This is a genomic window from Lacihabitans soyangensis, assembly GCF_024343775.1.
GTDB lineage: Bacteria > Bacteroidota > Bacteroidia > Cytophagales > Spirosomataceae > Leadbetterella > Leadbetterella soyangensis.
Genome location: NZ_RJUF01000177.1, coordinates 32,582 through 51,548 on the forward strand (window position 1 = coordinate 32,582; position 18,967 = coordinate 51,548).

Consider the following 18,967-nt stretch of genomic DNA (forward strand, 5'->3'; position numbering starts at 1 on the left):
TCATCAAGACAAAAGTTTACTTTATCAATTCCACGAATTCTTCTAGGGCTTTGGCTGGGTTGCTTGTTTTCATAAAATTTTCTCCCATTAAAAAGCCTTGGTAACCGATCGCTCTTAGCTGTTTTACGGTATCAGGGTGACTGATACAACTTTCTGATATTTTCACTTTGTCGTTGGGTATAAAATCAAAAAGCTCAATCGAGGCATTTACATTGTTTTCAGCAAAGTTTTTCAGATTACGGTTGTTTACACCTACTATATCCACATTTTGCATTGGGCTTTTATCTATTTCTTCTTTGTTGTGAACCTCCAAAAGTACCTCAAGGCCCAATTCATGAGCTTTTTTACTTAAAGATTCTATTTCCTCAGTTTCTAAATTGGCAGCAATCAAAAGTATCACATCCGCACCCCAAGCTTTGGCTTCATAGATTTGGTATTCATCAATCATGAAATCCTTTCTAAGTAGAGGAGTGCTCGGATTGTGCTCTCTGGCAATGAGTAAATCCTCTTTGAAACCTCCAAAAAACACAGTATCCGTAAGAACACTAATACCTGCAGCACCTGCTTTTGCGTAACCAGTTGTAGTTTCGGCTATACCCGCACCTACATTGATGTCACCTTTAGAGGGCGATTTTCTTTTATATTCTGATATAATACCGGTAGAATTTTGTGCCAAAAGTGCCGATTTTAAAGAAATGGTTTCTTTTTTAAAATATACCGAGCTTTGTAATTCTTCCACGCTCACCTTTTCTTTGGCTCTGGCTACTTCAATTTGCTTATTTTCTATTATTTGGTCTAAAATCGTCATCTCTGGTGTTTTTCTAACTACTGTTGACTTCAAACTAGGCTTTTTTTCTAACTCTACTCAAGGTTTCTGGCGAGAGACCTAAAAATGAGGCTATATATTTTTTTGGAGCCCTATCGTAAATGTCCGGAAACATGTCTCTGAAGGCATCGTTTCGTTTTTGGGCACTCATCATTCTTAAAAAGCGTACCCTTTCGTCATACATTACCAAGTACATTTCGGTCAATATCCGCCCAATGTAGTTCGCTTCTGGTACTGTATCGTATAACTCCTGCATCGATTTGTTTGTTATCGATATCATCTGAGAATCCTCCAAAAGTTCAATAGTTTCTACTGAAGGTGCCTTGGGGATATAACTGTGAGGTATATAAATGAACCCAAACTCCCCTACAAACCAAGATGTTACGTCGGTTTTGGTTTTATTTTCCTCAATGGTATAGTATGACCTTACCAGGCCTTTCTCTATAAAATACAATCTATCGTTTATTTCGCCGGCTTTAACCAGTATATCACCGGCTTTGCCAGTGTGCCTGGTGAGTCTCTTCAATAGCAATTTCTCAGTTTCCTTTTTTATAGGATGTATCGCTTTCAATGATTCCACAAAAGAAGTAAACATAAGTGTATATTTTTTTACAAATATAATGCAACCCTAACATAAAAAAATTGCATCTTGAGATTGAAACCGATTATATGGCAAAAATTTTATCACTTTTCGAAACTGAGTACGATTTGGCTAAGGCTCTCATTAAAGGAGATCCTTCGGCACAGCGTCTGTTTTATGAAAAATTCTCAGGCAAGTTTTTGGCCATTTGTTGTAGATATATCAACGACAGAATGGCCGCCGAAGACTTGATGGTGGAAAGTATGATGAAGATTTTTGACAAAGTGAGTCAGTTTGGTTTCAAAGGGAGTTTTGAGGGTTGGGCAAAAAGATTGGTCGTAAATGAGGCCTTGATGTATTTGCGAAGCCAAAAAATGCTGGAAGTTGGCTTAGACGATGTCGGTGAGTTGCAAAATTCTTACAGTCAGAATCTTGATTTTGAATCGGAGGAGCTTTTGAAACTTATACAATCGTTGCCAAATGGATATAGAACTGTATTTAATTTATATGCCATTGAGGGGTACAACCATCAGGAGATTTCGGAGATGTTGGGTATTTCGGAGGGACCGTCGAAGTCGCAACTAAGCAGAGCAAGGGTAATCTTGCAAGATCAATTAACAAAAAATGAAAGATACGGATATATCGTTTAAAAATATTTGAGTATGAATCCTATAGATGATTTTTTTCGGGAAAAACTAAAGAACCACGAGGTTACGCCAAGCGAAAGGGCTAATCAGTTGTTTTTGAGTAAATTAGAAAGTAAAAAAAAGAAGAAGCCTGTGCCTTATTGGTACTTTGCTTTGGCTGCCTCGTTGTTTATTGTTTCATTGGTGGGTGTCTATTATTATCATGGGCAAGATGATTTTCAGGCAGTTTTGACTACTACCGAAGAGCAAAATTCAAGTGCCGAAACTAACGAGAATAAAGATTTAGCTGAAGCTTCAAACCCAAAGGTGATGCAAGTTCAAAAAACCGGAACTCAACCTGCTGAACTGAAAAGATTGAACCTAAATAGTACTGGTGAAGATGCTTTTTCTTACAGTTCTGAAGTTGTTTCGACCAACGAAAAAATTGTGCAAACAGGCGAAAAGAAAGAGATGCAGGCAGTTGATAATAAGAAGTTGGAAGAGTTTTTTGAAACCGAAAATAATGTAAAAATGGCCATTGTTGAAGAGGCCAGACAGAACAAGCTAGAAGAAACCTTGATTTATTTAACACCTATTTTGGCTGTAAATCAGGTGAATACCTTCAAAGGTTCTCCAAACATTCCTGAGAACACCAAAACCAGTTCGGATGAGTATTTTTCTGATGACAAGTCGCTTGTAACGAGGGTTTTGGATGAAGTGAAGCATTTGAAAAAAGGCGAAAAAGTGGACTTTAACAAACTTGGATTTAAACCAATAGAGGAACTGGCATTAGATAAAGAGGGATTTATAGTATCAGAAACGAACCAAATTAAAGACAAAATAAACTGGATAAAAGCAAGATTAAACAACAATTAACATTTATGAAAAAGTTATTTTTAATTACATTACTCACAGGATATCAGGCGTTTTCGGCTGATCTTCCTAAAGACACAACCATTATTGAGTTCAACGACAAAGGCTCTAACAACAAAGTGAAAGTTATTGCTGGTAACAACAAGACCATTGAGCTGCCAAAGTCACTTAATCTCAATAATGTGCTGAAAGCAGTTGGAGTTGATTCCAACGAACGCGAGCGTGCTTTGGTGCTTATCTCCAACGGCGGTACCAAAAAAGATACTTTGTTAGTCTTTTCTAAAGAAGGTCAGAGAATCAAAATCATCACCAAGGACATAATCACGAAGAGAGACACCACTATAAATGACTTGGAGAAAGAAATGGAAAGGAGAGTGGAGAGAAAGGTGGAGGACGAGATAGAGTCGTATGATGACGACAACGATGACCACAAAGACAAGAAACCAAAGTCGCACAAGGATAAAAAGTTCTTTTCTAAAAGTGATTTTGGCTTGTACATTGGTCTGAATAATTTTGCCCATGCCAACGAAGCAATAGCACCTAACGAGCTGAACAGCCTTCGGACTTGGCAGTCGAGATACGTAGCACTTTCATTGCGTAAAAACGCCACACTAGTAAAAGGTAAAAAAGTAGATGTAGCCTTTAGTTATGGTCCTGAAATAGCCTGGTACAATTTTATGCTAAAAAATAGCAATGTGGCTAGAGAAATAGAGGTTAGGGGAAAAACAATGGTGGAGTTTGTGGAAAACACCAGAGAAACTGAAAAAAGTAAATTGGTAATGCCGTATGTGAATTTTCCAGTTTTGTTGAACTTCGGTTTTAAAGAAGATAAATTCAAGATTGGACTCGGCGGCTATGCTGGTTACAGAGTTGGTGGCTACAGCATGGAAAAATTCTCTAGAAGAAGCGAAGATAAAATAAAGGGTGACTTTGGCTTGAATGACTTTATTTATGGAGTTACTGCTGAGATAGGCAAAAAGAACGGAATGACTCTTTTCGTTAGATATGACATGAATAAACTCTTCAAAGAAAGTCAAACCAGTTTTAACGAAATTCAAGCTTTTAGCGTAGGATTTAGATTGTGAAATTTTCATAATAATTATCAAAAAAAGGGCGATAAGCCCTTTTTTTGTATTTAACATGTTTTCTGTTTTGATTCTATGTTATAAAAAAGCCCTAATCTGTCTTTTCTTATATTCCTATTATGATATAAAATATTTGCACGATCATGACTATTGAAAAAGTATTATAGAACCTAATTCAAATTTCCGAAATAAACAACCCAATATTTGCATTAAATTTAGTAGACTTTGAAAAAAAAAGATCAAGAGATACTCAATAATTCTAAATGCTCATAATAAGGTTAATATTGATTTTCTGAAGGGATAGAGAAGGAATATTCGAAATTTTCTTAAGAAATTTTCAGAGAAAGTTTTGTCAATATGAAAAAAGGTTCTACTTTTGCATCTCCTTTCGAAAAGGGCATGTTCTTTGATAGTATTTGGGGGTGTACCAGAGTGGCCAAATGGGGCAGACTGTAAATCTGCTAGCGTGAGCTTACGGTGGTTCGAATCCATCCGCCCCCACCAAAAAAAAGTGTTATAAGCGGGAGTAGCTCATTTGGTAGAGCGATAGCCTTCCAAGCTATAGGTGGCCGGTTCGAGCCCGGTCTCCCGCTCTGATTCCATAAAGCCTTTGTAGCTCAGTGGTAGAGCACTTCCTTGGTAAGGAAGAGGTCGGCAGTCCGATTCTGCTCAAAGGCTCTATACTGAATTTGGGCGTATTTTTTCGAATGGAAACGAGTTTCGAGTAATTGGATTTTCTGATTGCTCTTTTTTAGTAAAAACAATTTTGAACAACATAAATTTTATCAAATAAAATGGCAAAAGAAAATTTTGACCGTAGTAAACCTCACGTAAACATCGGTACAATCGGTCACGTTGACCACGGTAAAACTACATTGACAGCTGCTATCACTTCAGTTTTGGCCAACAAAGGTCTAGCTGCGGTTAGAGATTTCTCGTCAATTGATAATGCTCCTGAAGAAAAAGAGCGTGGTATTACTATCAATACTTCTCACGTAGAGTATCAGACTGCTAATCGTCACTATGCACACGTTGACTGTCCTGGTCACGCTGACTACGTTAAAAACATGGTAACTGGTGCTGCCCAAATGGACGGAGCCATCATCGTGGTAGCTGCAACTGACGGTCCAATGCCACAAACTCGTGAGCACATCCTTCTTGCTCGTCAGGTAGGTGTTCCTGAGCTTGTTGTATTTATGAATAAAGTTGACTTAGTAGATGATCCAGAATTACTTGAACTAGTAGAAATGGAAATCAGAGAGTTGCTTTCATTCTACAAGTTCGACGGTGACAACATTCCTGTAATTCAAGGTTCAGCTCTTGGTGGTTTGAACAACGAGCCTCAGTGGGTTGCTAAAATTGAAGAATTGATGGAAGCTGTTGATACTTTCATTCCACTTCCTGCTCGTGCTACTGACAAGCCATTCTTGATGCCAGTTGAGGACGTGTTCTCAATCACTGGTCGTGGTACAGTTGCTACAGGTCGTATCGAAACTGGTATCATCAACTCTGGTGATGCAGTAGATATCCTAGGTATGGGTGCTGAAGGTCTTAAATCAGTAGTAACTGGTGTTGAGATGTTCCGTAAGATCCTTGACAGAGGTGAAGCTGGTGACAACGTAGGTCTATTGTTGAGAGGTATCGACAAAGAGTCTATCAAAAGAGGTATGGTAATCTGTAAGCCAGGTTCTGTGAAGCCTCACACTAAATTCAAAGCTGAGGTTTACGTTCTTTCGAAAGAAGAAGGTGGACGTCACACTCCATTCTTCAACAAATACCGTCCTCAGTTCTACTTCAGAACTACTGACGTAACTGGTGAGATTTTCCTTCCAGAAAATGTTGAGATGGTTATGCCTGGTGATAACATAACTATTACTGTAAACTTGATCAACGCTATTGCGATGGACAAAGGTCTTCGTTTTGCGATTCGTGAAGGTGGACGTACAGTAGGTGCTGGTCAGGTAACTGAAATCCTTGAGTAATCGTCTAGATTAATCATATTAAAGAGAGCACTCCAGAAATGGGGTGCTTTTTTCGTGTTATAGGAGTTTCTGTTTGATTTTGTAGCTTCAATTTTTTACACCTGATTTTAATAATTGATTTTTATGACTTCTTTAGAATTGAAAACCAGAGTTTAAAGTAAGGGTGATGGCATGTGAGAAGATTCTCTTTTGAATTTAATTGAATTTGAAGATGGTAATCAGATTGTTGCAACTTTCAGTCAACCTCAAATTGACCAAATAGAAATTTCAAGGAAGGAAATAGAATCAGGAAATTTCATAACCCACACAGACTTTAAGGAAAAATTTGTTAAATGGCAAAGCAAATAGTTTGGTGAGAACTGGCGGTCAAACAGTTTCATGATATCTTAGAGTTTTGGGACGAACATAATAAATCGGATTCATACAGTTTAAAATTATATTCTAGGATAACTTCTGCTGTTGAGAAAATAAGTCTGTTTTCTGAAATGGATAAACCATCAAATTTACCTTTCATTAGAATTAAGATTTCTGGGAAATATCTTATTGTTTATGAATACCATGAACTATAAATTAGATTTTTGGCTATTTGGGCTTCTTGACAAAATCCTGTTAAGTTTAAAAAGCTTTTATAGAAACACAAAAACTAAAATTCTTTAGTTTATTTTTGCAATTATTCAACCCATTAATAATGAAACGTAGAGAAATTTTAAAGACGGCTCTTTCAGGAGCTGCAGTTACTTCAATTGGAATTGAAAGCCTAGCCTCTAAACCGAAGAAAAGCAAACATAATTTTACCTTTTGCCTAAACACCAGCACCATCAGAAAGCAAAACATTGGTTTGATGGCCGAAATCGAAACGGCTGCCAAAGTTGGCTTCGATGGGATAGAAATCTGGATGGGTACACTAGAGAAGTATGTGAAAGATGGTGGAAAACTATCTGAAGTAAAGAAAAAATCTGGTGACTTGGGTATTGTGATAGAAGACTCTATTGGTTTTGCCAAATGGATTGTTGATGACGAAACCGAAAGAAGCAAGGCCATGGAACAACTCAAACGTGAAATGGATATGTTGGCTCAGATTGGCTGTAAGCGTATCGCCGCTCCGCCATTCGGTGCCACTACTGGTTCAGATATCGATCTTAAAAAGGCCGCAGAACGTTTTCATAAAGTGGTTGAATTGGGTAAGGAAATGGGTGTTTTGCCACAATTAGAACTTTGGGGATTTTCAAAAAACCTTCACTTGTTTGGTGAAACATTGTTTGTTGCTGCAGAAAGTGGACATCCTGATGCCATAATTTTACCAGATGTTTATCATTTATTCCGAGGAGGTTCTCCTTTTGAGGCTTTGAGTATGATTGCGGGAAATAAAATGCAAATGTTCCACATGAATGATTTTCCTGCGAATTCTGATAAAAACACAATAACAGACGGTATACGTGTAATGCCGGGCGATGGTGTTGCTCCTTTCAAGGAAATTTTGGGTATTTTGAATAAAAAAAACACACCAATTGTACTTTCACTTGAGATTTTCAACGAAGATGTTTGGAAAATGGATGCTTTGGCTGCTTGTCAGATGGGAATTGATAAGATGAGAAAAGTGGTAAACGACGCCTTGGCCTGATCTTTAAGTTTTGTCAGATTTTCTTTATTAAGATTAAACTCTATGTTAAGAATCGGTTCATTCAATCCATTATCCTCAATTTTCGTATCTTTGTAGGATTAATCCTTATTTATGTCTGGCAAAAAGAACTCAAAGGCAATATTTTTCATACTTGTTACCGTCCTTATTGATGTAATTGGCATTGGTATAATTATCCCAATTATGCCTAGTTTATATCAAGATCTTACAGGAGGAACGGTGAGTGAGGCCTCTCAATATTCTGCGTATTTGGTTTTCATTTATGCTTTGATGCAGTTTATATTTTCTCCAATAATTGGTGGTCTAAGTGATCAATATGGTAGAAGGCCAGTGCTATTGATGTCTCTTTTTGGCTTTGGGTTGGATTTTATCTTTTTGGCATTGGCTCCAAATATCGGTTGGCTTTTTGTTGGTCGTATTATCTCAGGAATCGCTGGAGCGAGTTTCACTACAGCCAATGCGTACATTGCTGACATTACTGAGCCAGAAAAACGAGCCCAAAGTTTTGGTATGATAGGTGCTGCATTTGGTCTTGGGTTTATCATTGGGCCATCTTTAGGTGGTATTTTGGGTGAATATGGCACTCGTATTCCGTTTTGGGTTTCGGCAGGTTTAGCTCTTCTCAATTGGTTGTATGGCTATTTTATCTTACCAGAATCATTATTACCAGAAAACCGTAGAAAATTTGACATCAAAAGAGCCAATCCGATCGGTAGTTTACTGAATCTAAAAAAATATCCTTACGTTTTGGCATTGGTTTTGTCTTTGTTTTTGGTGAACGTTTCAAACTTTGCCACGCAAGGAACTTGGTCTTTTTATGGAATTGAGAAATTCGCTTGGTCGAAGTTGGAGGTCGGGTTGTCATTGGGATTTGTTGGTTTGATGGTGGCTATAGTGCAAGGAGGTTTAATCAGGGTTATTATTCCTAAATTGGGTCAAGAGAAGTCCTTATTCTTAGGTTTAGCAATAAATGCCCTTGGTTTGGCAGCCTTTGCGTTTGCATCTTCCTCATGGATGATGTACGCCATAATGGTGCCATTTGCGGTTGGTGGCTTAGCTGGTCCGGCCTTTCAGGGTATCATATCCAATCAAGTCGGAAAAAATGAGCAGGGTGAACTACAAGGTGGACTAACCAGCTTGATGAGTATAGCGGCCATTATTGGTCAACCATTGATGTTGGGATTATTTAGAACATTTACAAAAGAAAATGCACCGGTGTATTTTCCAGGAGCACCCTTTTTGATGGGTGGGTTGTTGTCTTTGATAAGTTTATTGTTGGTTTTTAGGACAATTAAGAAAGAAAATTTAAAGGATTAATTGCTCCAACAAAAAAAATAAACTAAATTTGCAGCCCGATTAATATAAACAGGTATAGTTTAAAGGTAGAACTACGGTCTCCAAAACCGTCGGTCTGGGTTCGAGTCCTAGTACCTGTGCAAAAATGACAATAGAACTGTCTGAAAAAAATAAAGAATTATGAATAGTTTAGTTCAGTTTGTAAAAGATTCATGGCATGAGGTTACCAATGAGGTTCATTGGCCAAAAATGAGTGAGTTACAAGCAAGTGCCACGCTCGTGTTGATTGCTTCTATTATATTTGCTTTAGTAGTAGGTAGTATTGACTTTTTGATTGATAACGCCCTAAGATTGTTGTATCAATCAATATAATTATAAATTCCCATCATGAGTGAATTCAACTGGTATGTAGTGAGAGCCGTTTCTCAACAAGAGAAAAAAATCAAAAACTACATTGAGAACGAAGCAGTAAGAAGGAAATTGACGGATTTTATTCCTGAGATTATGATTCCTTCTGAAAAAGTTGTTTCCGTAAAGAACGGTAAAAAGACTGTTAGAGAGAAAAATTTCTTCCCTGGATATATTTTGGTGAATGCTGACTTGAGCAATGGTGAAGTTCTTCACTTAATAAAGAGTATTCCTGGCGTTATTGGTTTTTTAGGTAAGAACGGTGGTGCTTCTATTGAGCCAGAGCCATTGAGACAATCTGAGGTGAATAGAATCTTGGGTGTTCAAGAGCTAAATTCTGAGGAAAGTGTTGATTCGGGTGTGTCTTTTGCTAAAGGAGAATCTGTTAAAGTTGTGGATGGTCCATTCAATGGCTTTGAGGGTACTGTAGAGGAAGTTTACGACGAGAAGAAAAAACTAAGTGTGAGTGTAAAAATCTTCGGAAGAAGCACTCCAGTGGAGTTGGGTTATCTGCAGGTGGAAAAAATGTAAATCTTGTTTTTAAAGATATATTGAAAGAGCCGATTCTTGAGAGTCGGTTCTTTTTGTTTTTAGTAAATCTATAGTACTTCTTTTAAATGATTTTTTGATTCGTCAATTTCGACTTTCTACAATTGCTTTTTGGTGTTTTTTCAATTTTAACCTTTCTTAACATCCTCCATGCAACGTTTGGTGAGGTTTTCACATCTATCATTCAAAGCTATTACAAAATAATTACCGTTCACATAAACCAATCGACCACTGATGTATAAATAGTACCTTGTAGTGCATAGTACTATTATCTTTGTATCGTTAATTAAATGAAAAGCTATTACAATTAAAGTTTAAAAAAAGTACAATTATGAAAAAGCTAGTTAAAACATTCGCGTTGTTGTTGATCTCCGTTTCAGTTTCTTTGGCTAATCCTAAGCCTCAAAGTTTCAAAGTTGGTATGTACAATGTTCAGAACTCTCACTCGCTAAAAGTTTTCGTTGAGAAAGAGAAGGGCGATAACCTAAGAGTAGAGTTGAAAGACAAAAACGGAGCGGTAATGGTGACCAAGTATGCTGATAAGAAAAGCAACAAAGCTGCCTACTGCTTCGATTTAGCCCAGTTGGATTCTGGTGCCTACCAGCTAGAAATTACGAACGACAAAGAGGTTTTTGTGAAAGACCTTAACGTGGTTAATACAGAGAAAGTGGAAGTAGAGAAAAAGATTATTTTATAAGTTTAGGTAATAAAAAAGTACAGAGGGCAGCCATTGGCTGTCTTTTGTATTTTATGCCTGGGCATATTTGTTCTTCACGTAGTAGAATCTCAAGAAACCAAATACTACCAATAGAACCAGTGGCAAAACGATATTAATCAACTGCCATTTGGTTTTTTGATTGTTTACTTTGAGTTTATCCAATGGCCTCAATCCAACGCTTTTTGATTTGGCGGTTAGTAAACCTTGCTCATCCAATAGATAATTAAGCGTGTTTATCACAAAGTCTTGGTTGCCATATTGGTGCTGTGAGAATCTGTCGAAACCCATAGGGTAGGGGTTGCCGGTTTTTCTATCAATTTCGTTCACTATAATATCTCCGTCTGAACAAACCAATATCTTCGTCGGGACCGAAGTGGTTTTTATTTCCGAATTCGTAAAACTCTTTTGAAGAATAGATTTAAACGTTCCTTCTATCAAGTAAGCAACCGTTTTTACACCGCCTTGATATTCCGTTTCATCCGTATCCGTGCGAGCCTCGTTGTAAGTGATTAGAGCAGGTGCGTTTAAAACTTTGGTATATTGCGAAGTCAATAAAAGTGGTGTTTTCTTCAAGCCATCGTTACCGTTTACAGGGTCTATACTTGCCGTAAATTTGGTATAAACCATGTCTATATTTTTGGTAATCAGGCTATTACTAAATTTGTTTATCAATGGAAAATATCGATATGGCATGGGTTGAATATTTGGTTTGTCACCCATATTGCCCACCACCATTGGTATTATGGCCGCATTTAGGCCGTCTTTTACTATGTTTTTATTTATTCTTACACCATACTTGAAAAGCATGTCATCAAGATTGACATCCAAAGGTTGGGCAAATGAACCTTCTAAACCCACAGAATCTACTTTCAGACCATCCACAAAAAACAACACTCGACCACCATTCATGATGTACTGGTCTATTTTGGCTTTAGTGCTGTCATCCACAGGTTTATCTGGCTTTGGAACTATCAAGGCATCTAGACCTGCAAATGATGGCGACTTTTTAGAGTCGATGATATACAAATCGTAATATTCTTGAAGTGTATTGATTAATCCCGCGAAATTGATAGGTTGCAAATTGGTAAATTCAGAAAGCAAACCAATTTTTTTCTTTTTGGTATTCGTCAATTTTTGAATGGCGGAAGCCAATTCATATTCCACATTTTCGTAAGATTGATTCAACTTGGTTTGCGAATCTTGGGCTAAATTGGCTTTGAGTAGCAAAACCGGAACTTCCTTGTTTTGATACCAAATAGTAGCATAGGGAAAAACCAAGTTCTCAACCTTTTTACCGTCTTCTTTAGCAAAAATATTGGTAGGCTGCATACCCTTTTCTACCAACTCTTTAAAAAGTTTATTTCGCTCGTCTTCAGATCCGTTGTAAGGGTTAATGAACTGATAGTCAATATTATCTTTTCCAAAATATTTGAACTCTACCAGAGTTTCTTTTACGGCTCTTTTTAGCCTTTCAAAACCTCCTGGAAGTCCTTCGCCATCAAGGTAAACTTTTATGATTACTTCGTCTTCGAGGTTTTTAAGTAGATTTTTGCTAGACTCTGAAATAGAATATCTTTTGTCGGCAGTTAAGTCTGCCCTAAAATAAACCCAAAAACCTAAGATGTTGAGTGCTATTATGGAGAGAATCAGAATAATATTGTTTTTCAATATTTTGCTCATTCGGTATTTTAAATTTGACCTAAAATTACGCTAAATTTGGCTAAAAATAAAGTTAGAAATGCAATCGGCAGATTATTGGATAGAAAAACTCGGGATGGAAGGTCACCCAGAAGGTGGTTTTTTTAAGGAAACTTATAAATCCTCCGAAAGTTTTGGTCAAAGGGGCCTACCTGAAAGGTTTTCGGGAGAACGTGCTTTTTCTACAGGCATTTATTTTTTGATTAAAAAGGGCCATTTTTCGGCTTTTCACAAGATCAAATCTGACGAAATGTGGCACTTCTATGAAGGTCATCCATTGGAAATCTGCTACATAGATTCGGACGCTGCTTTGAATTTTATAAAACTGGGAAGAGATTTTGAAAAAGGCGAAGTTTTTCAAGCAGTGGTCCCGGCCAATTGTTGGTTTGGAAGCTATTTGCCCGAAAGTTCTGAATATTCCTTGGTAGGTTGTACCGTTTCACCCGGTTTTGATTTTGAAGATTTTGAAATGGGCGATAGGGCAGACTTATTAAAACTTTATCCAGAATACAGCGATATTATCTTGAAATTAACCCATTAATCAAATACTTTGTCCGAAAACTGAATCTATATATTAGTTTTGTAAATATTTAAATTTTGATATGTTACAGAGAGTTCAATCGGTATTGTTGTTGTTAACAGCCTTAGCGTTAGGCGTATTTTTAGGTACTAATTCGTTTGTGAAGGCCATAGGTCCAAGTGAAAAAGTGGTGGTGAATCCATACCATGTTTTTCATCAAACCGGTAATTTAGCGAGTTTCAATAAGGACATTTATTACGTAGCTGTTTTGGGTGGTTTGGCTCTAATTCTTACCATTTTTACTATTTTTCAGTATAAAAACCGTATTCGTCAGATGCTTTTCGTTGCTCTGAACTCCCTATTGATTGGTGCTGCTTTGGCCATCACAGTATATCATATCCAGACAGACGCCATAAAACTCGGAAGTGGCGAAGGTACTTACGGCTTGGGTATGTGGGCCGCATTTGTGGCTTTAGCTGCCAATTGGTTAGCCAATAGATTCATCAAAAAAGACGAAAAGTTGGTGAAAGATGCAGACAGAATGCGTTAAAATCTAGAAATCAATGAGAATTATATTTATGGGTACGCCTGACTTTGCGGTGGCTACTTTGCAAAGGCTGGTGGAGAATGGTTTCGAGGTGGTGGCTGTCATAACTGCTCCTGATAAGCCCGTGGGAAGAGGTCAAAAAATGAGCGAGTCGCCCGTAAAGAAATATGCACTTTCTCAGGGAATACCTGTTTTGCAGCCTGAAAAGCTAAAAAACAAAGCTTTTCTTGAAAAATTGGCAACGTACAAAGCCGACTTGCAAGTGGTTGTAGCTTTCAGAATGTTGCCGGAAGCGGTATGGGCTATGCCGAAAATGGGTACCATAAATCTTCATGGCTCTTTGTTGCCGCAATACCGCGGTGCTGCTCCCATCAATTGGGCGGTCATAAACGGCGAAATCATTACGGGGGTAACGACTTTTTTCATTGAAAAAGAGATTGACACAGGAAATATTATTTTCTCCGAAAATATAGAAATCAAAGAGACCGATACTGCGGGCGATTTACATGATCGCATGATGTGGATTGGAGGAGATTTGATGGTGAAAACAGTTAAGGCTATAGCCTCAGGTGTCTATCCAAGTGTAAAACAAGATTTTTCGCAAGAACTGAAACCTGCCCCAAAGATTTTTAAAGAAACTTGTAAAATTGATTGGCAGCAAGAAGCAAAAAATATCTACGATTTTGTGAGAGGTCTTAGCCCTTATCCCGCTGCATGGACGATTTTGGACGGTAAAGTTTTGAAGATATTTGAAACAGAAATAGTAACTGACGAATTGCCAGAGTTAGACAATTTTGAATTCGAAGGTTTTACGCTCAAAACTGACCATAAGAAGAGTTTATTTATTCAGACTATAGATGGACATTTGGCCATAAAAAGCTTACAATTAGAAGGCAAAAAACGAATCACAACCGAGGAATTTTTAAGGGGTTATCGGTTTTGAAGGCATGATAATTTGAATTTTACAGATTCAGTTGAAAACTTTTTCTTTACAAAGGTTCGTTCGAGTGTTATTTGAAATCTTATAATTTTTATTTTTGCACATAATTTCTACGAAAATCGGGATGTAGTTCAGTCCGGTAGAATCCTCGTCTGGGGGGCGAGTGGTCGCAGGTTCAAATCCTGTCATCCCGACTTTACAAATATCAAGACACACACAAATTTTTAAGAACTAACTAAAATTGTGATAGTTGTCGTAAATCAGAATCTTTTGCAAAAAAAATGCTTAGTCTTGCAACTAAGCATTATGTATTCTCAATTTTTTAAATCTTAATCATATAACATTCAATTCTTTGCCGACTTTGGTAAATGCCGCAATGGCTTTATCCAAATGCTCTATTTCGTGACCTGCCGAAATCTGAACTCTGATTCTGGCCTTTGATTTTGGTACAACTGGATAAAAGAAACCAATGACGTAGATGCCTTCTTCCAATAATTTAGCAGCGAAACTTTGTGCCAAAGGAGCATCGTAAAGCATGATTGGGATAATCGGGTGCTCGCCAGGCAAAAGATCAAAACCCGCTTCGGTCATTTTTGCTCTGAAATACGCTGCATTTCTTTCGAGTTTATCTCTTAGTGTTGTAGATTTTTGTAAAATATCCAAAACTTTTATGGAAGCTCCAACGATAGCTGGTGCAAGTGTATTAGAGAAAAGATATGGTCTCGAACGTTGGCGAAGCATATCTACAATCTCTTTACGGGCGGCAGTAAAACCACCTGATGCACCTCCTAAGGCTTTTCCATAAGTCCCCGTTACGATATCAACTCTACCGATTACATTTTTTAATTCAATCGTTCCACGGCCAGTTTTTCCCATAAAGCCTGTGGCATGGCACTCGTCAACCATGACCATTGCACCGTATTTGTCAGCCAAATCACAGATTTTGTCCAACTGAGCAATCGAACCATCCATAGAGAAAACACCATCAGTTACAATAAGCCTTTTCTTGCAATGACTGGCCGCAATGAGTTGCTGCTCTAAATCTTCCATGTTATTGTTTTTATATCGGAAACGCTCAGCTTTGCACAATCTGATACCATCAATGATAGAAGCATGGTTGAGTTCGTCCGAAATAATGGCATCTTCTGCCCCCAAAAGTGGTTCAAAAACACCCCCATTGGCATCGAAAGCCGCAGCATACAAAATACAATCTTCTGTACCCAGAAACTCAGCCGTTTTACGCTCCAATTCTTTGTGAATATCTTGCGTACCGCAGATAAATCTTACCGAAGACATACCGAAACCATGCGTTTTTATGGTTTCGATGGCAGCTTCAAGCACTTCTGGGTGAGACGAAAGCCCCAAATAATTATTGGCACAGAAGTTTAAAACTTCCTTATTTTGTGTATTTATCGTAGCCGATTGTGGCGTAGTGATAACCCTTTCTGATTTATATAAACCAGCCTCTTTAATGGCCGTGAGTTCTTCCGAGTAGTATTCTCTGATGTTTTCAAACATGGTTTTATGCAAATGTTAATTGTTCCTGTAATTTTAAAATCATTGTTTCGGTGATATCCTTCAATGTGTAGCTTGATTGCCAAGCCCAATCGGCTCTCGCTTGCTTATCATCAATTACTTGTGGCCAAGATTCAGCAATTTGTTGTCTGAAATCGGGTTCGTAAGAAATAACAAAATTTGGAATAATTTTCTTGATTTCTGCCGCAATTTCTTCGGGAGTAAAGCTCAGGCCGGCCAAATTATATGAAGTGCGAGTTATGATACTCTCTTTCGGGGCTTCCATTAATTGGAGCGTTGCCTTGATGGCATCGTCCATGAATATCATCGGTAAGCGAGTGTCTTTTGCCAAAAAACAAGTATAGGGTTCGTCGAATACTGCCTTATGGAAAATATCAATGGCGTAGTCGGTGGTGCCGCCACCTGGTAAAGATTGGTAGCCAATAATCCCAGGATAACGCAACGAACGTACATCTAAACCATAGCGATTGAAATAATAATTTGCCCAATTTTCGCCGGTGGCTTTGCTAATGCCATAAACTGTACTTGGGTCTAAGAAAGTTTCTTGCGGACAAGTGCCTTTGGGTGCTGAATTACCAAAAACAGCGATTGAACTTGGGTAAAATATCTTATCAATGCTCTCGATTCGGCCTACTTCCAGCACATTTAGTAAGGCTTTCATGTTGATCTCCCATGTGCGAAGCGGGTCTTTTTCGCCATTAGCCGAAAGAATGGCCGCTAAATGATAGATTTGCGTGATGCCATGTCGAACCACAATTTCGTGTAGTTGATTAAAATTTGTGCCGTCTAATATTTCAAAATTGCCATTAAAGTCGGGTTTTTGATACAAATCAGAGGCAATAACTTGCTCGAATCCATATTTGCTTTGAAGAGCTTGTGTCAGAACCGACCCCAGCTGTCCATTAGCACCCACTACCAAAACCTTTATCGTTTTCATAGTTTTATTTGTTGATGAAGTGTATTTGTTCGAAGTAATATTTAGTTACAAAAGTATCAAATGAAATATTATGTTGGTTGAATGTCCTAGAAATCAGTAAAAATAGTTTACTTTGTCTATGTTTAAAGTGTTTTTTACTAAATAGTATTATATTTATACTTTGTATGAAATAAATTTTAGTGCATTATGGAGCAATTGGACGAAACCGATAAAATTATCCTGAGGATTTTACAAAAGGACGCAAAAAAAACGGCCAAAGAAATAGCCGGTCAGCTGAAACTCACACCTTCGCCGATTTATGACCGCATTAGGCGTTTGGAGAGTTTAGGATTCATAAAAAAATACGTGGCTATTTTGGGTAAAGACCTAATAAACAAGTCGGTAACCTCCATTTGTCAGGTTTCTATGCGATACCACAATGAGACTTTTATTGAAAATTTTGAGCAGGAAATTCAGAAATTAGAAGAAGTACAAGAATGCTATCACCTTGCCGGCCAAGTTGATTTTGTTTTGAAAATCCACGTGAATAGTTTGGAAGAATACCACGATTTTATCAAATACAAACTCTCAAAAATAGAAAATATTGGTGTACTGAACAGCACTTTTGTATTGAAAGAAATTAAGCATAGTTCTGAGTATTATATTTGAGATGGAGAATTGTTGGTGGGCAATTTAATATTAAGTTACAATGATTTTTGTATTCTTTTTACTAGGGTTGAGGTTTTAGATTTGATTCAAATGGGAAATAGGTACCACGTTTCCCAAACGTAGTAACTAATTTTTGAGAATGAAATTTGTATTTCTGCTATTGAAAAAGTCGATTTACTTTATATACGCTCTAGAAACGATTCTATTGAAAAAGTTAGCAGATTGGAAATTTCTTAAATCGGTCTGAGGACCGAAATCTACTTGCACTTATTCTTAAGACTAAGCATAGCTTGGCTTATGATAATAATCTTTTGATTTTTTTCTAAAACATTGGAAGCTGAATGGAAACCTTTTATATTTAGGTTATTCAGAACATTAAGAATAATGATTTGTAACAAATATTAAATAATAATTAATAGTATGGAATCAACCACCAAATTGAATTCAATGCAAATGTTTATGCTGAAAATATTTGATAGACAATTGAACAGCAAGCAGGAGCAAGAAATAAAACAGCTCTTGGCGGAATACTTTGCGAAGCAAATAGATGAGGAAATGGATGTGATTGTTGAGTCAAGAAGTCTAACGCAAAAGGACCTGAATAAGGCACTTAGTACACACAAACGCACCAAATATGCTCAGTAATGAGAATAGTTATTGACACCAACTGTTTACTAGTAAGTATTCCTAAATTTTCAGAAACAAGGTGGCTTTTTGATGGCCTTCGTTCGGGTATTTTTGAATTTGGAATTACAACAGAAATTTTGGAAGAATATGAAGAAGTTATCGGTGACTTCTATTCACCAAATGTAGCATTAAATGTTGTGGAAATATTTGAATTTATCTGAAGTCGGAATTACTTTCGTGCTTATTCAAAGGGCTTATCACGGTGATATTTTAAAGAGATTTTATATTGGTTAAAATTAGAACTCTATATCTCCAAATTTACTAAATCTTGAGGCCCATGTGAAAAAATCTCCAGTAAAATTACCGTTGCCAATCAATTCATTTCTAAGTGTTTCTATGTTTTTTGATTCTATATGTAGAGACCAGTTATTTGTATTAACTTCGTCAAACTCCCTTAATAAATTGAATAATAGATTATCGATGACATTCAATACTAATTTGTCTAAAAGTTTCAATTCTTGGCTTGATAAATTAGAGAATAAATTGCTTTTGTCTTCTTCTAACTTATTTAAATCTGAATTTATACTTCGATTTTTAGTTTTTTTGAAATCTTCGTCCTTGTTAAAAAACGCAAGTTTTTCACGTTCTGTAATATACGATTGAAATGTTTCATCACGTAGTTTCTTAATAATCAATTCAACTAAAAGCATCATTTCATTGCTTAATTCATATGTAGCTTCAAATTGGTTCATAATATTTTTTTGATGTTCCAACACATAAAATATGTATCAAAAAGAATATAAAAACTATTGATAACATGCTATATATGAGGGTGGTTTTTATTGAATCGTAAAACTTATTCTAATTCGAAAGTATGCCCAATTCATTAATTTGACAAACATTTTCAAAAAAGTTAAAATTTAATCAAAAAA

At 37.0% G+C, this 18,967-nt stretch carries 21 protein-coding genes and 5 tRNA genes; 20 read left to right on the plus strand and 6 right to left on the minus strand.

Features of this window, described 5'->3' with window-relative positions:
• Positions 1-16: 16 nt before the first annotated feature.
• Both trpC and EGI31_RS18035 read right to left on the minus strand, forming a co-directional pair.
• A complete protein-coding gene (gene trpC / locus EGI31_RS18030; protein ID WP_255038548.1) occupies positions 17-808 on the minus strand; it encodes an indole-3-glycerol phosphate synthase TrpC in 792 nt (263 codons plus the stop codon).
• A 34-nt stretch (positions 809-842) separates the two neighbouring features.
• Positions 843-1,421, minus strand: a complete 579-nt coding sequence (locus tag EGI31_RS18035; protein WP_255038549.1) for a Crp/Fnr family transcriptional regulator — start codon at positions 1,419-1,421, stop codon at positions 843-845.
• 74 nt (positions 1,422-1,495) lie between these two features.
• On the opposite strand from EGI31_RS18035, the gene EGI31_RS18040 reads away from it, so the two are divergent.
• From EGI31_RS18040 to EGI31_RS18100, 13 genes are all read left to right on the plus strand, one after another.
• Positions 1,496-2,056 (plus strand): RNA polymerase sigma factor, encoded by a 561-nt coding sequence (locus EGI31_RS18040; RefSeq protein ID WP_255038550.1) that lies wholly within the window; start codon positions 1,496-1,498, stop codon positions 2,054-2,056.
• 12 nt (positions 2,057-2,068) lie between these two features.
• Positions 2,069-2,908 (plus strand): hypothetical protein, encoded by an 840-nt coding sequence (locus EGI31_RS18045; protein WP_255038551.1) that lies wholly within the window; start codon positions 2,069-2,071, stop codon positions 2,906-2,908.
• 5 nt (positions 2,909-2,913) lie between these two features.
• Positions 2,914-3,990 carry an outer membrane beta-barrel protein gene (locus EGI31_RS18050; protein WP_255038552.1) on the plus strand — a complete coding sequence of 359 codons (1,077 nt, stop codon included), beginning with the start codon at positions 2,914-2,916 and terminating at the stop codon, positions 3,988-3,990.
• Between the two features lie 418 nt (positions 3,991-4,408).
• Positions 4,409-4,494, plus strand: a tRNA-Tyr gene (locus tag EGI31_RS18055).
• Between the two features lie 16 nt (positions 4,495-4,510).
• A tRNA-Gly gene (locus EGI31_RS18060) sits at positions 4,511-4,583 on the plus strand.
• A 13-nt stretch (positions 4,584-4,596) separates the two neighbouring features.
• Positions 4,597-4,668: transfer RNA gene (locus tag EGI31_RS18065), tRNA-Thr, on the plus strand.
• 116 nt (positions 4,669-4,784) lie between these two features.
• Positions 4,785-5,972, plus strand: coding sequence for an elongation factor Tu (tuf, locus tag EGI31_RS18070; protein ID WP_255038553.1), 1,188 nt, complete (start codon positions 4,785-4,787; stop codon positions 5,970-5,972).
• A gap of 688 nt (positions 5,973-6,660) precedes the next feature.
• Complete coding sequence (locus EGI31_RS18075; RefSeq protein ID WP_255038554.1) at positions 6,661-7,593, plus strand: sugar phosphate isomerase/epimerase family protein; 933 nt, start codon at positions 6,661-6,663, stop codon at positions 7,591-7,593.
• Positions 7,594-7,704: 111 nt separating this feature from the next.
• Positions 7,705-8,928 carry a TCR/Tet family MFS transporter gene (locus EGI31_RS18080; protein WP_255038555.1) on the plus strand — a complete coding sequence of 408 codons (1,224 nt, stop codon included), beginning with the start codon at positions 7,705-7,707 and terminating at the stop codon, positions 8,926-8,928.
• 48 nt (positions 8,929-8,976) lie between these two features.
• A tRNA-Trp gene (locus EGI31_RS18085) sits at positions 8,977-9,047 on the plus strand.
• A gap of 40 nt (positions 9,048-9,087) precedes the next feature.
• Positions 9,088-9,279: a preprotein translocase subunit SecE gene (gene secE / locus EGI31_RS18090; RefSeq protein ID WP_255038556.1), complete on the plus strand. Its 192-nt coding sequence runs from the start codon at positions 9,088-9,090 to the stop codon at positions 9,277-9,279.
• Between the two features lie 15 nt (positions 9,280-9,294).
• Entirely contained in the window at positions 9,295-9,846 is a 552-nt protein-coding gene (gene nusG, locus EGI31_RS18095) for a transcription termination/antitermination protein NusG (RefSeq protein ID WP_255038557.1), read from the plus strand.
• Positions 9,847-10,195: 349 nt separating this feature from the next.
• Positions 10,196-10,561 carry a T9SS type A sorting domain-containing protein gene (locus EGI31_RS18100; protein WP_255038558.1) on the plus strand — a complete coding sequence of 122 codons (366 nt, stop codon included), beginning with the start codon at positions 10,196-10,198 and terminating at the stop codon, positions 10,559-10,561.
• Positions 10,562-10,612: 51 nt separating this feature from the next.
• Here EGI31_RS18100 and gldG read toward each other — a convergent pair whose 3' ends face one another.
• Positions 10,613-12,262, minus strand: a complete 1,650-nt coding sequence (gene gldG / locus EGI31_RS18105; RefSeq protein WP_255038559.1) for a gliding motility-associated ABC transporter substrate-binding protein GldG — start codon at positions 12,260-12,262, stop codon at positions 10,613-10,615.
• 58 nt (positions 12,263-12,320) lie between these two features.
• On the opposite strand from gldG, the gene EGI31_RS18110 reads away from it, so the two are divergent.
• From EGI31_RS18110 to EGI31_RS18125, 4 genes are all read left to right on the plus strand, one after another.
• Complete coding sequence (locus tag EGI31_RS18110; protein ID WP_255038560.1) at positions 12,321-12,821, plus strand: cupin domain-containing protein; 501 nt, start codon at positions 12,321-12,323, stop codon at positions 12,819-12,821.
• A 61-nt stretch (positions 12,822-12,882) separates the two neighbouring features.
• A complete protein-coding gene (locus EGI31_RS18115; RefSeq protein WP_255038561.1) occupies positions 12,883-13,350 on the plus strand; it encodes a DUF4293 domain-containing protein in 468 nt (155 codons plus the stop codon).
• 13 nt (positions 13,351-13,363) lie between these two features.
• Positions 13,364-14,290 carry a methionyl-tRNA formyltransferase gene (fmt, locus tag EGI31_RS18120; RefSeq protein ID WP_255038562.1) on the plus strand — a complete coding sequence of 309 codons (927 nt, stop codon included), beginning with the start codon at positions 13,364-13,366 and terminating at the stop codon, positions 14,288-14,290.
• Between the two features lie 117 nt (positions 14,291-14,407).
• Positions 14,408-14,481, plus strand: a tRNA-Pro gene (locus tag EGI31_RS18125).
• 139 nt (positions 14,482-14,620) lie between these two features.
• Here the strand turns inward: EGI31_RS18125 and kbl are convergent.
• Together kbl and EGI31_RS18135 are read right to left on the minus strand one after the other, a co-directional pair.
• The gene (gene kbl, locus EGI31_RS18130; RefSeq protein WP_255038563.1) at positions 14,621-15,805 is read right to left on the minus strand and encodes a glycine C-acetyltransferase; all 1,185 of its coding nucleotides are present in this window, start codon (positions 15,803-15,805) and stop codon (positions 14,621-14,623) included.
• A 4-nt stretch (positions 15,806-15,809) separates the two neighbouring features.
• Positions 15,810-16,760 carry an NAD-dependent epimerase/dehydratase family protein gene (locus EGI31_RS18135; protein ID WP_255038564.1) on the minus strand — a complete coding sequence of 317 codons (951 nt, stop codon included), beginning with the start codon at positions 16,758-16,760 and terminating at the stop codon, positions 15,810-15,812.
• A 186-nt stretch (positions 16,761-16,946) separates the two neighbouring features.
• Here EGI31_RS18135 and EGI31_RS18140 point away from each other — a divergent pair, with 186 nt between their 5' ends.
• The 3 genes from EGI31_RS18140 to EGI31_RS18150 all read left to right on the plus strand — a co-directional run bounded on the left by EGI31_RS18140 (position 16,947) and on the right by EGI31_RS18150 (position 18,256).
• Positions 16,947-17,408 carry an Lrp/AsnC family transcriptional regulator gene (locus EGI31_RS18140; protein WP_255038565.1) on the plus strand — a complete coding sequence of 154 codons (462 nt, stop codon included), beginning with the start codon at positions 16,947-16,949 and terminating at the stop codon, positions 17,406-17,408.
• A 420-nt stretch (positions 17,409-17,828) separates the two neighbouring features.
• Positions 17,829-18,053, plus strand: coding sequence for a DUF8507 family protein (locus tag EGI31_RS18145; RefSeq protein WP_255038566.1), 225 nt, complete (start codon positions 17,829-17,831; stop codon positions 18,051-18,053).
• Complete coding sequence (locus EGI31_RS18150) at positions 18,053-18,256, plus strand: PIN domain-containing protein (protein WP_255038567.1); 204 nt, start codon at positions 18,053-18,055, stop codon at positions 18,254-18,256. Before EGI31_RS18145 ends, EGI31_RS18150 begins: the two co-directional genes overlap by 1 nt.
• Before the next feature lie 75 nt (positions 18,257-18,331).
• On the opposite strand, the gene EGI31_RS18155 is transcribed toward EGI31_RS18150, so the two are convergent.
• Complete coding sequence (locus EGI31_RS18155; RefSeq protein ID WP_255038568.1) at positions 18,332-18,787, minus strand: hypothetical protein; 456 nt, start codon at positions 18,785-18,787, stop codon at positions 18,332-18,334.
• Positions 18,788-18,967: the final 180 nt, after the last annotated feature.

What these genes read in the sequence shown, in the direction of transcription:
- fmt (WP_255038562.1), top strand. Translation starts at nt 13,364, where the DNA reads ATGAGAATTATATTTATGGGTACGCCTGACTTTGCGGTGGCTACTTTG.
- EGI31_RS18075 (WP_255038554.1), top strand. Translation starts at nt 6,661, where the DNA reads ATGAAACGTAGAGAAATTTTAAAGACGGCTCTTTCAGGAGCTGCAGTT.
- nusG (WP_255038557.1), top strand. Translation starts at nt 9,295, where the DNA reads ATGAGTGAATTCAACTGGTATGTAGTGAGAGCCGTTTCTCAACAAGAG.
- EGI31_RS18155 (WP_255038568.1), bottom strand. Translation starts at nt 18,787, where the DNA reads ATGAACCAATTTGAAGCTACATATGAATTAAGCAATGAAATGATGCTT.
- EGI31_RS18150 (WP_255038567.1), top strand. Translation starts at nt 18,053, where the DNA reads ATGAGAATAGTTATTGACACCAACTGTTTACTAGTAAGTATTCCTAAA.
- EGI31_RS18135 (WP_255038564.1), bottom strand. Translation starts at nt 16,760, where the DNA reads ATGAAAACGATAAAGGTTTTGGTAGTGGGTGCTAATGGACAGCTGGGG.
- EGI31_RS18045 (WP_255038551.1), top strand. Translation starts at nt 2,069, where the DNA reads ATGAATCCTATAGATGATTTTTTTCGGGAAAAACTAAAGAACCACGAG.
- secE (WP_255038556.1), top strand. Translation starts at nt 9,088, where the DNA reads ATGAATAGTTTAGTTCAGTTTGTAAAAGATTCATGGCATGAGGTTACC.
- EGI31_RS18145 (WP_255038566.1), top strand. Translation starts at nt 17,829, where the DNA reads ATGGAATCAACCACCAAATTGAATTCAATGCAAATGTTTATGCTGAAA.
- EGI31_RS18140 (WP_255038565.1), top strand. Translation starts at nt 16,947, where the DNA reads ATGGAGCAATTGGACGAAACCGATAAAATTATCCTGAGGATTTTACAA.
- EGI31_RS18040 (WP_255038550.1), top strand. Translation starts at nt 1,496, where the DNA reads ATGGCAAAAATTTTATCACTTTTCGAAACTGAGTACGATTTGGCTAAG.
- gldG (WP_255038559.1), bottom strand. Translation starts at nt 12,262, where the DNA reads ATGAGCAAAATATTGAAAAACAATATTATTCTGATTCTCTCCATAATA.
- EGI31_RS18110 (WP_255038560.1), top strand. Translation starts at nt 12,321, where the DNA reads ATGCAATCGGCAGATTATTGGATAGAAAAACTCGGGATGGAAGGTCAC.
- EGI31_RS18100 (WP_255038558.1), top strand. Translation starts at nt 10,196, where the DNA reads ATGAAAAAGCTAGTTAAAACATTCGCGTTGTTGTTGATCTCCGTTTCA.
- EGI31_RS18080 (WP_255038555.1), top strand. Translation starts at nt 7,705, where the DNA reads ATGTCTGGCAAAAAGAACTCAAAGGCAATATTTTTCATACTTGTTACC.
- EGI31_RS18115 (WP_255038561.1), top strand. Translation starts at nt 12,883, where the DNA reads ATGTTACAGAGAGTTCAATCGGTATTGTTGTTGTTAACAGCCTTAGCG.
- EGI31_RS18050 (WP_255038552.1), top strand. Translation starts at nt 2,914, where the DNA reads ATGAAAAAGTTATTTTTAATTACATTACTCACAGGATATCAGGCGTTT.
- EGI31_RS18035 (WP_255038549.1), bottom strand. Translation starts at nt 1,421, where the DNA reads ATGTTTACTTCTTTTGTGGAATCATTGAAAGCGATACATCCTATAAAA.
- kbl (WP_255038563.1), bottom strand. Translation starts at nt 15,805, where the DNA reads ATGTTTGAAAACATCAGAGAATACTACTCGGAAGAACTCACGGCCATT.
- tuf (WP_255038553.1), top strand. Translation starts at nt 4,785, where the DNA reads ATGGCAAAAGAAAATTTTGACCGTAGTAAACCTCACGTAAACATCGGT.
- trpC (WP_255038548.1), bottom strand. Translation starts at nt 808, where the DNA reads ATGACGATTTTAGACCAAATAATAGAAAATAAGCAAATTGAAGTAGCC.